Genomic DNA, 13,096 nt, shown 5'->3' on the forward strand with positions numbered 1-13,096 from the left:
CGGCGCTCACACCGACGCCGCGCGGGCCCGTCCGAGCATGGCGCGCGCGACGGTGTCGAGGTGCACGTCGTCGTCCTGGAACAACAACTGGTCGGTCTTGGCCCGCCGGAAGTGGTGATGCAGCGGGTGCTCCCACGTGAACCCGATCCCGCCGTGGATCTGGATGGCCTCCTCCGCGGCGTACATGGCGGCCCGCGAGGCCAGCACGCGAGCCGATGCGGCCCGCTCGGCCAGATCCGCGTCGTCGAAGCGTTCGACATCCGCGGCGTCGAGGACCGTCGCCTCGGCGAGCTCGGTGGCAACGAGCATGTCGACGAGGCGGTGTTTGAGCGCCTGGAAGGATCCGATCGTGCGACCGAACTGCTGACGCGTCTTCGCGTAGTCCACCGTCATCTCGAGGCACCGGCGGGCGATACCCACCTGCTCGGCGGCCAGGGCGATCATCAGCAGCGACCGAACCCGGCGCAGCCGCTCCTCGAGATACGGGCCCGACACCCGGGTCGCCTCGACACCGGTGAACTCGACAGTCGCGAACTCTCGTGTGAGATCCAGGCTTTCACGCTGGTGGCGGCCGACACCGGCAGAGCTGCCGTCGACGACGGCGAGTTCCACACCGGACGCGGTATGCGCGACGACCACGAGCACGTCGGCCGACGCCGCGTCGAGGACGACGTCCTGCCGTCCGTTCAGGACGAGCGTTCCCTCATCGGTGACCTCCGCACCGATCGACGAGGAGACCACGGCGGGGCCGCAGACGAGTGCGGCGCGCCGCTCCCCGGACGCGATGGCCGGCAGGTGTGCCCGTTGCCCCTCGTCGTCGGCGGCATGGAGCAGGGTGAGGCCGGCCATGATCACCGACGAGAGGTACGGCGAGGAACCGAGACAGCGACCGTGGGCGGTCATCACGACCGACGCGTCCTTCACCCCGTACCCGGCCCCGCCCAGATCCTCCGGAAACGGGATCTCGGTCAGTCCGAGTTCCCGAATCGACGGCCAGACATCCTGCGCCGGAGCGTGTTCCGACCATGCATCGGTGAGGGCGGCCTGCAGATCGCGCTGCTCCACGGTGAGTTCGATGGGCATGTGTACTCCTAGCGGGGTTCGCGCGGCAGTCCGAGGCCGCGTTCGCCGATGATGTTCCGTTGGATCTCGTCCGAGCCGCCCGCGATGCGGTACCCGGGTGCGCCGAGCAGATGCTCCGACCATGCGAACGTGTCGGGCTGGCCGGTGTCGGCCACGATCCGGTCGCCGAGGAACGACGCCGCAGCGTCGCCGACGCGCTTCAGGTTCTGCGTCCACACGAGTTTGCCGATGGAGCCCTCGACACCCGGGACGGCACCGGCCCGTTCACGTTCGGCGTAGCGCGCCACCATGAGGGCCGCCGCCCGTTCATAGATCGCGGCGTCGCCGAGCTGCTGGCGGGCCAACGGGTCGTCGGACAGTCCGAGACGGTCGGCGAGGCGGGCGAGGTCGACACTGTTACCGCCGGCACTGACGATCCCGGCGCTGGAGTTCCGCTCGAAACCGAGTGTGGTGAGCGCGACCTTCCATCCGTCGCTTTCGGCACCGACCCGCAGGGAGTCCGGGAGTTCGACGTCGGAGAGGAAGACCTCGTTGAACGTCGACCCACCGGACATCTGCCGGATCGGCCGCACCTCCACGCCGGGCGTGTCCATCGGGACCATGAATGCGGTCATGCCCTTGTGTTTCGGCGCGACCGGTCGGACCGGGCGATGAGCAGACCCCACTCGGAGAACTGCGCGCCGGAACTCCACACCTTCTGGCCGTTGATCCGCCAGGTGTCCCCACTCCGAACGGCTTTCGTCGACAAGCCGGCCAGGTCCGAACCCGCCCCGGGCTCGGAGAACAGTTGGCAGCACAGCTCGTCCGCGCGCAGGAAGGGGCGGACGAACCGCTCCCGCTGCTCGTCGGTCCCGAGTGCGTGCAGGGTCGGCGCCACCAGTTCGACTGTCACCAAAACGTTCTCGTGCCGGTCGGGGGCCTGGTACCCGCGTTCGAGGTTCACGTAGACGCGTTCGTGGCCCGCGGTGAGACCCGGTCCGCCCCAGTCCGGGCCCCAGGTGATCGCGCCGAAGCCTGCGTCCACGCGTCGGGCCTGCCACGCTCGCGCCGCGTCGATCAGCGCACGTTCCTCGTCGTGTGTCCGATTGTGGAAGATGGCGTAGGTCGGGTCGTGCTCCTGTGCAGCCCGGGCCGGGAGTTCGGCGTCGAGCCAGGCCCGCGCCTGCTCTTCGTAGTCATCGAGCGTGATCGCGCCCGGTGCGGTCGTCGTCATTCTCGTCGTTCCTGTCCTGCTCGGTCTTGCTGTCCTGCTGGGTTTCTCACCGTTCGTGCGCCGCGGAGATGGTCACGGCCTGCATCTGCGGCGGTGTGGTCGTGCGGTCGCGGGTCCAGTCGCGGAGGGCGAACTTCTGGATCTTCCCGCTGGCCGTCTTCGGCAGGGAGTCGACGACGAACACGCTCTCCGGGACCTTCTGCATCGCGATTCCTCTCGCGGAGAGGAACTCTCGAACCTCTTCGAGGGTGAGGTCGACGGCGTCCCGGGTGACCACGAAGGCGCAGCCCCGCTCCCCGGTTCGGGCGTCCGGCCCGGCGACGACCGCGATCTCGGAGACCGCGGGATGCTCACTCAGTTCGTTCTCGACGTCGTGGGTGCTGATCTTCTCGCCGGACCGATTGATGATGTCCTTGATCCGGCCGACGATGTGGATTCCACCGTCGGCGTCGAAGTAGGCGAGATCACCGCTGCGGAAGAACCCGTCGGCGGTGAAGGCCTCGTCGTTGAGCGATGCGTCGAGGTATCCGAGGAAGGTGTCGGGCCCGCGCCACAGCACCTCACCGACGACGCCGGTCGCGGCGATGCCCCCGGCGCCGTCGGACACGATGACCTCGGTCGGGGCGAGCACGCGCCCGTCCGTTCCGGTCCGCAGACCGGGATCGTCGAACCTGTTCGCCGACGTCACCGACGGCCCCTCGGTGGCGCCGTACATCCGCGTCACGGTGCCCAGCACCTCGGTGGATCTGGTCACCAGCGAGTCCGGGATGTCGGCGCCCCCGCAGATGATGTAGCGCACCGACGGTGTGCGTACGCCACGGGCGACGGCCGCGTCCACGAGGCCACGCAGGAACGGAGTCGCGAAGATCATGAAGCTGGCGCGCTCTTCGAGCACCCTCGCCAGCGCAACCTCCGGGTCCCACGCGTCCTGGAGCACCACCGGTGCACCGAGGAGGAACGGCAGCATGAGGGCGCAGTTCACGCCCGTCACATGTGTCACCGGCGACGGGTTGAACACGACGTCGCGCTCGTTGAGCCCGAACGTGTCGATCATCGACATGTTCTCGAACACGAGGGTGTTGTGACTGTGCAACGCGCCCTTCGGGTCCGCGGTGGTTCCCGATGTGTACAGCAGCAGGCACACGTCGTCGGGATCGGCGGGCGGCAGCGCGCGCACCGCCTCGATCATCTCCGGTGTCGCGACGGCGATGAGATCGGCGAGTCCGACGGTCTGGTCGTCGGCTGCTGGACCGCCGGTCGTGACGACCAGGTCCAGTTCCGGAAGTCGTTGTCGGAGAGTTGCGTACATCGCGACGTGATCGAATCCTCGGTGTGTTCCGGGAACGAAGGCGACCTTGGTGCCCGCCTGGCCGAGGATGAACCCGACCTCCCGTTCCCGGTAGATCGGCACGATCGGGTTGGCGACACCACGGACCCGATGGATCGCATGGAAGACGACGACCGCCTCGGCCGAGTTGGGGAGCTGGAACGACACCACGTCGCCCGGCTGCACACCGAGGTCGTGGAGCGCCGCGGCCAGGCGCAAGGATTGCTGTTCCACATCGGCGAAGGTCAGCCGCCGGTCGCCGTCGATGACCGCGACCGTGTCGGGATACCGCGCGGCGGCCCGCTCGAGGAAGTGATCGACCGTCTGGTCGCGCCAATGCCCCGCCGCCCGGTAGCGCACGGCGAGATCGGGACGTGGAGAGTGCGTGGGACGCATGGTGATTCCTCCGGATGCTCTTGCCGATTGCTCGTGACGCGTTCTACAGTAACCCACGTCTCACTAAATATGTACATATTAGTGCCCCCAGAGTCCATTCCCAGAAAGAGACCTCATGGCATCCCAGGATCGACGGAGTCGGCGAGCGGTCGTCGCGGCCGGCATCGGAACGGTGGTCGAGTACTACGACCTGACGGTGTACGCGTACCTCGCGGTCGTGGTCAGCCCGCTGTTCTTCCCCAGCGATGACCCGACCGCCTCGCTGCTGTCCAGCCTCGCCGTCTTCGCGTCGGCATATCTGATGCGGCCGATCGGCGGCATCTTCTTCGGACGTCTCGGCGACCGCTTCGGCCGCAAGCGTGCGCTCCTGGTGTCGGTGATCCTGATGGGTGTGGGCACCACGCTCATGGCCCTGCTGCCCACTTACGCCGCGGTCGGGGTCCTCGCGCCGATCCTGCTGGTCATCGCCCGGTTGCTCCAGGGCTTCTCGGCGGGCGGCGAGCTCGGCGGCGCGCTGACCTACGTCTACGAGATCGTCGGACCGAAGCGTCGCGGTCTGGGCGGATCGATCGTCGCACTGGGCTCGAACAGTGGCTTCGCCCTGGCTGCGATCGTCGTCGCGACCACCTCGGCACTGACCTCCGAGGCCCAGATGGACAGTTGGGGCTGGCGCATCCCGTTCGTCGCCGGCCTGCCGCTGCTGGTGCTCTGCCTGTGGCTGCGAACCCGCATCGAGGACTCGCCCGAGTTCACCAAGACCGCCGAACGGCGCGAACTGCCGAAGGCGCCGCTCCGAGAGCTGTTGCGCAGTCAGCCCGCCCAGGTACTGCAGGTCCTCGGGTTGGGTATCGCCCAGAACGCGACCGGGTACATGGTGCTCACCTACATCGGCATCCACCTCGTCCGCGAGGGTGGATACAGTCAGACCGCGGTCACCTGGACCGCCGCCGGCGTGATCGTCTTCATCGCATCGTGTATGCCATTGGCGGGAATCCTGGTGGACCGCTTCGGAAGTCGGCCCGTCCTCATCGCCGGCCTGCTCACCGCCGCCACCCTCGCCTACCCCGCGATGGCTCTGATGACCGGTCACGGCCTGGCGGTGGCCGCCATCGCCTTCGCGGTGTTCGCACTGTGCACCCCGCTGATCCAGGTCGCCACGGCGCCGCTGTTCCCGTCGCTGTTCGACACGAAGGTTCGTCTGACCGGTGTCGCCCTCGGCTTCAACCTGTCGACGGTCCTGGCCGGCGGGACCGCCGCCTACATCGCCACGTGGCTCATCGACCGCACGGACAACTCGCTCTCCCCCGCCTACTTCCTCATCGGTTCGAGCGCGATCGGTCTGCTGACGCTGTTGACGATCCGGCGGAAGCGCCGCGGACTCGGCGAGGCCGGTGACGCTGCCGACGACACCCCGGCCGTTCCCGCGCGTACCTGACCCAACCCGGCGTCATCCGGCGCCCGACAACCGAATCCGACGAAACGGACGCGGACCGCCTCTGCACGGTGTGGTCCGCGTCCGTTTCGGCATACTGTTCGAGAACTCAGTTCCTCGAATCCCGGAGGTTCACGTGGCCAGTGGTCTCGTCGCCCTGCTCGATGACATCGTGACCCTCACCCGGGCGGCCGCCGCATCTCTCGACGACATCGGCGCGGCGGCCGGTAAGGCCAGCGTCAAGGCGGCGGGAGTCGTGGTCGACGACACCGCGGTCACACCTCGCTATGTCCACGGGTTCACGCCCGACCGCGAGTTGCCGATCGTGCGCAAGATCGCCCTGGGCTCGATCCGCAACAAGTTGCTGATCATCCTGCCGGTGGCGATGATTCTCAGCCAGTTCCTCCCACAGGCGCTTCCCTACCTGCTGATCGCCGGCGGCCTGTTCCTCTGCTTCGAGGGCGCCGAGAAGGTCTGGGAGGCGGTCGGCGGCGGCCACCACGCCGAGGAGCAGACCGCCGGTCAAGCCGGTCCGGAGTTCGAGAAGACGATGGTCAGCGGCGCGATCCGCACCGACCTGATCCTGTCCGCCGAGATCATGGTCATCTCGTTGTCCTCCGTCGAGTCCGAACCGTTCTGGACCCGTCTCGCGGTCCTCGTGGTCGTCGCCTTCCTGATCACCGCGCTCGTCTACGGCGTCGTCGCCGTCATCGTGAAGATGGACGACGTCGGGCTGGCACTGGCGCAGCGCGAGTCGCCGACGGTCCAGAAGATCGGCCGCGGTCTGGTCCGCGCCATGCCCAAGATCATGTCGACGCTGACGGTCGTCGGTATCGCGGCCATGCTCTGGGTGGGCGGCCACATCCTGATCGTCAACGTCGGCGAGGCCGGCTTCCATTGGCCCGCCGATCGGCTCCACGACGTCGAGCACTGGTTCGAAGAGCTTGTCCACGGCGGCTTCGGCGCCGTGCTGCCCTGGACGGCGGGCACCGTGCTCTCCGCCGTCGTCGGCCTCGTGGTCGGTGCCATCATCGTGGCGATCCTGCACGTCATCCCGCGGCGCAAGAAGGACACCGCCGCCGCGCACTGACCCGAGGCCCGTCGACTGGGCGTCGATTCACGTCGACCGTGCACCCCGGGATCACGCAAGCAGTCGCCAGAGGCCGATGAGCCCGACGACGACGATCACCCCGCGAAGCGCGCGGGGGGAGAGGCGCCGCCCGTACCTGGCGCCGAGGAAACCGCCGATGAGCGAGCCGACGGCGATGGCCGCCGCGGCCCACCAATCGATCCGGTCGACCGCGACCAGCGTGTACGTGACGGCGGCGACGACGTTGACCACCAGGGACAGCAGGTTCTTGGCCGCGTTCAGCCGTTGCAGGTGGTCCGGTACGACCACCCCCAGGATGCCCATCAAGAGGATGCCCTGCGCGGCGGTGAAGTAGCCGCCGTAGACACCGACGGCGAATGTCCCGATGGTCATCGCCACGACCCGCAGGGGACCGAGATGCGATGGCGTGAGGTCTCCGCCGAGGGACGTGCGAGTGCCCACCCATCTCTGGATGTAGGGCTGCGCGACGACGAGGATCAGCGCGGCGACGAGCAGAATCGGGACCACGGTCTCGAACACCGTCTCCGGCAGATGGAGCAGAAGCCAGCAGCCGGCGATCGCGCCGGTGAACGACGCCGGAATCTGCCACCGGAGGCGCGGCCACTGGCCCTCGAGTTCACGCCGGTATCCCCACGTTCCGGACACCCCGCCGGCGACGAGGCCGATCGCGTTGGACATCGTCGCGGTGACCGGCGGGACGCCGAACGCGACCAGCGTCGGGAACGTGATGAGGGTTCCGCTGCCCACGAGGGCGTTGATCGCGCCCGCCCCGACGCCGGCGACGAGTACGACGACTAGTTCCCAGATGGTCACAGTCTCCGAGGGTGCCCTCCGAGATCTACAGCGGCTGCACCGGGGTGGTTTCGACAGGGCTCAACCAGCGGAGAAGACGGCTCAACCAGCGGAGAACGGAGCTCAACCAGCGGAGAACAGGGCTCGACCAGCGGAGAATCTCGCGTCGCGAGACGACGCCCAGTCGACGGGTCGATCAGTTGATGCGGTCTCCGGTGGACGGGTCGAAGAGGTGCACCGCACTGTCGGACTGGCGCAGGCGGATACCCTCACCGCGCTTGGCCGGGGCCCGGTCGGCAGACCGCGCGACCATCACCATCGGATCGCCGTCGAGATTGCGGACCGAGTCGTCGGCGAGGTTGGCGTAGATGTAGGTCTCGCTGCCGAGTTCCTCCAGGAGGGCGACGTCAGCGTTGAGTCCGGTGCCACCGTCGGACAACGCGAGGTGCTCCGGACGGATGCCCACGACCACGGACTCCAGACCGGAACGACGCAGCGCGGCCTGCGCTTCGGCGTCGATGTCCACGGCGGCACCTGACACGGTGATCACACCGTCGACGACCGGCGCCACGAAGAGGTTCATCCCCGGCGAGCCGATGAACCCGGCGACGAATGCGTTGACCGGACGGTCGTACAGTTCCGTCGGCGTGGAGAACTGCTGCAGCACACCGTTCTTGAGGACAGCGACACGATCCCCCATCGTCATCGCCTCGACCTGGTCGTGGGTGACATAGACGGTCGTGGTGCCCAGACGCCGCTGCAGGGCCGCGATCTGGGTACGGGTCTGAACGCGGAGTTTGGCGTCGAGATTCGACAGCGGCTCGTCCATGCAGAAGACCTGCGGTTCGCGAACGATGGCCCGCCCCATGGCGACACGCTGCCGCTGGCCACCCGACAGCTTCGCCGGCTTGCGGTCGAGGAAGTCGGTCAGGTCGAGCAACCGCGCGGCCTCGGCGACCTTGCGCTTGCGCTCGTCGGCGGGCACGCCGCGCATCTTCAACGCGAAACCCATGTTCTCCCCGACGGTCTTGTTGGGGTACAGCGCGTAGTTCTGGAAGACCATCGCGATGTCGCGGTCCTTGGGCGCGACGCCGACCATGTTGTCGCCACCGATCCGGATCTGACCCGAGTCGATCTCTTCGAGCCCGGCGAGCATGCGCAGGGCGGTGGACTTGCCCGAGCCCGACGGTCCGACGAGGACCACGAACTCACCGTCGTCGATGTCCAGGTTCAGTGAGTCGACGGCGAGTTTGTCCGCGCCGGGGTAGACGCAGCAGGCCTTGTCGTAGGTGATGGAAGCCATGATGTTCTCCGGTTTCTACAAAAGTGTTGTGCGAGTGCGTGTCAGACGGAATGGATCACTTGATCGCGCCGAACGAGAGTCCACGGACGAGCTTGTTCTGGGCGATCCAGCCGCAGATGACGACCGGCAGCGCGGCGAGCACGGATGCGGCGGACAGCTGCGCCCAGTACAGGCCCTGGCCGGACATGAAACCGGTCAGGAACACCGGCATCGTCTGCGCGTTGACCGCGGTCATGTTGACGGCGAAGAAGAATTCGTTCCACGAGAAGATCACGCAGATCAGTGCTGTCGCTGCGATTCCCGGCGAGATGAGCGGGAGGATCACTTCACGCACCGAGGTCCACAGGCTAGCGCCGTCGATGCTGGCGGCCTCGAGGAGTTCACCGGGGACCTCGAGGAAGAACGACCGCATCATCCACACCGCGATCGGTAGGTTCATCGCGGTGTAGAGGATGACCAGCGTCCAGATGTTGTCGAGCATCCCGATCTCACCGACGATCACGTACAGCGGGATGATTGCGGCGACGATCGGCAGCATCTTGGTGCTGATGAAGAAGAACAGCGCATCCTTGGTCTTGCGTACGGGGCGCAGCGACAGCGCGAACGCAGCCGGCACGCCGAGCAACAGCACCAGGATCGTCGACACGATCGTCGCGAACAAGGAATTCAACAGGGGTGTGGCGATTCCCGCGTCGAAGACGTCGCGGAACTGCTGCAGCGTCGGCTCGAAGATGAAGGTCGGCGGGTTCGTCGCGGCGTCGCTCTCCTGCTTGAACGCCGTCAGCACCATCCAGAGCACCGGGAAGAAGAACCCGATGGCCAGGATCCAGGTGACGGCGGTGAGGGCTGCCTGGCGTGGTTGTCGCCGACGGCGGATCTCGGTGCCGGACTTGTCTTCTGTATTGCCGGCCGACGCATGGTCGGAGCGAATGTCGGTGGTCATCAGGCCGGCTCCTCTGTTCCGGAGAATGATTTGAAGATCAGTCGCAGGGCGAGCGTGGCGACGACGATCGTGCCGATCACCGTCACGACACCCATCGCGGCGGCCTGGCCGATGTCGAAGCCGAGGAACGCGCGCTGGTAGATGTAGTACGACAGATTCGAACTGGAGACGCCCGGACCACCGGAGGTCATCATGTACACCGCGTCGAAGGTGTTCACCAGGTAGATGGCCCCGAGCACCGCACCGAGTTCGATGAACCGGCGCAGATGCGGGAGGGTGAGTTCCCGGAAGAGCCGGAAGCTCGTGGCGCCGTCGACGCGTGCCGCTTCCTGGATGTCACGGGGCATCGATTGCAGGCCCGCGAGGATCAGCAGCATCATGAACGGCGTCCACTGCCAGACCAATTCGGCCATCACGCTCATCAGCGGGAACTCCGACAGCCAGTCGGTCTCGACACCGAACGGACTCAGCGCCCAGTTGACGAGTCCGTTGGTCGGCGAGAGCAAGCTCGTCTTCCACAGCAGCGCGGCCGCCACCGGGGTCACCAGGAACGGCGTGATGAGCAGTGTCCGAACCACGCCTCGGCCCAGGAACTTCCGGTCGAGCAGAAGGGCGAACATCAGACCGAGGAGCACCGAGATGAGCACCGTGCCCACGATCAGCAGGATTGTGTTGACCGTCACCCGCCAGAACTGACTGTCGCCGAAGACCGCGACATAGTTGTCGAGGCCGACGAACGCACGGGAATCCGGACGCACCAGGTTCCATGACTGGGTGGAGTAGTACAGCGTGAACACGAACGGGATCTGCGTGACCACGATCAAGAAGATCAGGGCCGGCAGGAGCGGGCCGCGACGCCGCCAGCCCTCGGCGCGCGTGACGTGATCACGCGAGGACGTCAGCGGTGCCTTCGGGGTCGTGTCGGGTGGTGGAGTGGAGACTGCGGTGGCCATGATCACTGCTCCCTCTGGTAGGACTTGCCGACGACCTGGGCGTACTCTTGTGCCTGGGCGAGCGCGTCGTCGACACTGATCTGACCGGCGATGGCTGCCGAGATCTGTTGACTCACCCGGGTTCCGAGGTCCTGGAACTCCGGGATCGCGAGGAACTGGACGCCGGTGTAGGGCACCGGCTCGAGGGTCGGCTTCAACTGGTTCGCTGCGCGCATCGCGCTCAGTGTCTGCTCGGCGAACGGAGCGGCGAGTTCCTTGTACGCCGGCAGTTCATACGTGGACAGTCGGCTGCCCGGTGGAACGTGACTGGGCCCCAGCGTCTCCGAGACGTACTCGATGTAGCTCTTGCTGGTCATCCACCGGATGAACTTCCACGCCTCGTCCTGGTGCTCGCTGCTGGTGGGGATGCCCAGCGACCAGGTGTAGAGCCAGCCGTTGTCTCCCTTGGCCATACTGGGCGCCGGCAGGTAGCCGACGTCCCCGGCGATCGACGAGGTGTCCGGGCTCTCGAGCACCGACACCGCCGAGGTCGCGTCGTACCACATCGCGACCTGGCCCTGCGACAACAGGTTTCCGCACTCCTGGAAGCCCGACGACGCGGCGCCGGCCTCGCCGTGGTTCCGGACGGTGTCGACGTAGAACTTCACCGCCGCGGCGACCTCCGGACTGTTGAGCTGCGCGTTCCAGTCCTCGTCGTACCAGCGGCCGCCGAAGGCGTTGATCACCGTGTTGAGCGGGGCGAGCACCTCACCCCAGCCGGGCTTGCCGCGCAGGCAGATGCCCGCGGTGCGCTCGTTGTCGAGCTTGGCTGCCGCCTCCGCGACCTGGGGCCACGTCGGCTGGGCCGGCAACGACACCCCCGCCTCGGCGAAGAGCTTCTTGTTGTACATCAGGAACGACGACTCGCCGTAGAAGGGCGCCGAGTACATCGAACCGTCGTGAGAGAGAGCCGTTTTCAGCGTCGGGATGAAGTCGTCGACGTCGTACTCGGGATCGGCATCCATGTACGGGGTCAGATTCACGAGCCAGCCGTACTCGCCCCACATCGGGGTCTCGTAGTTGCTGATCATCACGACGTCGAACTCACCGCCGCCGGTGGCCACCGATGCGGTGATCTTGGCCCGCGCCTCGTTCTCGGAGAGGGTCACGAATCGCACCGTGACGCCGGGATTCTGTTCCTCGAACTGCCTGGACAGCTTCACCGCGTCCTGCATCTGCGAGTTGGAGACCATCGCGACGGTGATCTCGCGACCACCGCCGCCGGTGAGTGAACCGGCGCCGGAGCAGCCGGTCAGCACCAGCGTCACGGTCGCGATGATCGCACCCAGCGCCCATCGCACTCGGTGTCGGGAGAACATCATTGTCCGCCTTTCTCTTGCACCACAAGCCATTCGGCGGTGGCGAGGTCGGTGACGAGAATGGTGGCGTAGCCACCGCGCAGTGCACCGAGGATGGATTCGCGACGGTGTGTGCCACCGGACACGAGGATCGATGTCGGGCAGGCCCGTACCGCGTCGAGGGACACCGAGACGGTCCGATCGACGAGACTGGAGGGCACCGCGACGCCGTGCGCGTCATAGAAGCGTCCGCCGATCTCTCCGACCGCGCCGAGTTCCAGGAGCTCGTCGAGGACGACGGCATCGATGAACGATCCCTCGAACAATGTGGTCGACGTCGACACCGACCCGACGCCGAAGAGCATCACCTGCGCACCACGTGCCGCCGCGAGCGCTTGCGACAGAATCGAATCACGGTTCACGGCGGTGACCGTCTCCGGGTCGACATACAGCGGTGCGACCAGCCGCAGCGGACGGGCATGAAGACGTTCGGAGAACCGGGACAGTGCATGGTCGACGCCGGTGTGGTACTCCACCGAGGTCATCGAGCCGTCCATCTGCACGACCCGCTGACATGACGCCGATGCGGCCATGGCGTCGGCGACAGCCACCTGCTCCGGCCCCCAGGTGAATCCGAAGGTGTCGGTCGCCTGGATGCGGCGGGTGAGCACCGAGGCCCCGGCGCGGCCGAGCGCGGCGTTGCCGGTGGTGGTGCCGTCGGCCACCTCGTCGATGATGAGCACCTCGTCGAGACCGAGGGTCTCCTCCACCGCGCGTTCGAGATCGGTGTGGATCGAGGCCGAGAGGTGCGCCGGCGCAGCCACGGACACGCGGACGAGGCCCTGCGCCCGGGCCCGCGCCACCAGCCGACCGGCGGTCGGCCGCGAGACGCCCAGGCGTGATGCGATCTCGGCCTGGGTGAGCCCCTCGAGGTGGTACATGGTCGCGGCGCGGACGAGAAGACGCAGGTCCTGGCCGGAGTCGGGGGTTCCGCGCGAGGCCGCGCGGACTGTCGAGACGGACGGCTCGCCGTCGTCGCTCGTCGACTTCCGAGGTGCCATGGTCGCGTGCCCCGTCCCTGTCGTCGCCGTCGCTCGTTGAGCCAACGACGGTGAGCATCTGCTCACTGGCGGTCAATGTGCTCAATAAGCTAGCATCCGGGTGTGACCCACGCAACAGCCGATCGCCCCATAGCGGACGTTCCCG

General features: G+C 67.1%; 10 protein-coding genes and 1 pseudogene. 2 read left to right on the forward strand and 9 right to left on the reverse strand.

The genetic code is table 11. From position 1 onward, the window contains the following. Positions 1 to 6: 6 nt before the first annotated feature. The 3 genes and pseudogenes from QAD21_RS22705 to QAD21_RS22715 all read right to left on the reverse strand — a co-directional run bounded on the left by QAD21_RS22705 (position 7) and on the right by QAD21_RS22715 (position 4,019). Complete coding sequence (locus QAD21_RS22705) at positions 7 to 1,083, reverse strand: acyl-CoA dehydrogenase family protein (RefSeq protein WP_065629454.1); 1,077 nt, start codon at positions 1,081 to 1,083, stop codon at positions 7 to 9. Between the two features lie 8 nt (positions 1,084 to 1,091). Then, positions 1,092 to 2,296: pseudogene (locus QAD21_RS22710) on the reverse strand (acyl-CoA dehydrogenase family protein). Positions 2,297 to 2,342: 46 nt separating this feature from the next. After that, positions 2,343 to 4,019 (reverse strand): AMP-binding protein, encoded by a 1,677-nt coding sequence (locus tag QAD21_RS22715; protein WP_065629456.1) that lies wholly within the window; start codon positions 4,017 to 4,019, stop codon positions 2,343 to 2,345. Between the two features lie 115 nt (positions 4,020 to 4,134). Here QAD21_RS22715 and QAD21_RS22720 point away from each other — a divergent pair, with 115 nt between their 5' ends. Further along, complete coding sequence (locus QAD21_RS22720; RefSeq protein WP_065629457.1) at positions 4,135 to 5,454, forward strand: MFS transporter; 1,320 nt, start codon at positions 4,135 to 4,137, stop codon at positions 5,452 to 5,454. A gap of 133 nt (positions 5,455 to 5,587) precedes the next feature. Beyond that, positions 5,588 to 6,541, forward strand: a complete 954-nt coding sequence (locus QAD21_RS22725) for a DUF808 domain-containing protein (protein WP_137810253.1) — start codon at positions 5,588 to 5,590, stop codon at positions 6,539 to 6,541. A gap of 51 nt (positions 6,542 to 6,592) precedes the next feature. Here QAD21_RS22725 and QAD21_RS22730 read toward each other — a convergent pair whose 3' ends face one another. The 6 genes from QAD21_RS22730 to QAD21_RS22755 form a co-directional block, all read right to left on the reverse strand. Beyond that, the gene (locus QAD21_RS22730) at positions 6,593 to 7,375 is read right to left on the reverse strand and encodes a sulfite exporter TauE/SafE family protein (protein WP_137810252.1); all 783 of its coding nucleotides are present in this window, start codon (positions 7,373 to 7,375) and stop codon (positions 6,593 to 6,595) included. Between the two features lie 175 nt (positions 7,376 to 7,550). Further along, positions 7,551 to 8,657: a sn-glycerol-3-phosphate ABC transporter ATP-binding protein UgpC gene (ugpC, locus tag QAD21_RS22735; RefSeq protein WP_058252812.1), complete on the reverse strand. Its 1,107-nt coding sequence runs from the start codon at positions 8,655 to 8,657 to the stop codon at positions 7,551 to 7,553. A gap of 55 nt (positions 8,658 to 8,712) precedes the next feature. Beyond that, positions 8,713 to 9,600: a carbohydrate ABC transporter permease gene (locus QAD21_RS22740; protein WP_249356277.1), complete on the reverse strand. Its 888-nt coding sequence runs from the start codon at positions 9,598 to 9,600 to the stop codon at positions 8,713 to 8,715. Continuing rightward, a complete protein-coding gene (locus tag QAD21_RS22745; protein WP_137810251.1) occupies positions 9,600 to 10,553 on the reverse strand; it encodes a sugar ABC transporter permease in 954 nt (317 codons plus the stop codon). Before QAD21_RS22745 ends, QAD21_RS22740 begins: the two co-directional genes overlap by 1 nt. A 2-nt stretch (positions 10,554 to 10,555) precedes the next feature. Continuing rightward, positions 10,556 to 11,914 carry a sugar ABC transporter substrate-binding protein gene (locus QAD21_RS22750; protein WP_137810250.1) on the reverse strand — a complete coding sequence of 453 codons (1,359 nt, stop codon included), beginning with the start codon at positions 11,912 to 11,914 and terminating at the stop codon, positions 10,556 to 10,558. Then, the gene (locus tag QAD21_RS22755; RefSeq protein WP_137810249.1) at positions 11,911 to 12,951 is read right to left on the reverse strand and encodes a sugar-binding domain-containing protein; all 1,041 of its coding nucleotides are present in this window, start codon (positions 12,949 to 12,951) and stop codon (positions 11,911 to 11,913) included. The genes QAD21_RS22750 and QAD21_RS22755 overlap by 4 nt, the downstream gene beginning before the upstream one ends. Between the last annotated feature and the right edge of the window lie 145 nt (positions 12,952 to 13,096).

It is taken from the genome of Gordonia sp. SMJS1 (assembly GCF_029866425.1).
Lineage (GTDB): Bacteria > Actinomycetota > Actinomycetes > Mycobacteriales > Mycobacteriaceae > Gordonia > Gordonia hongkongensis.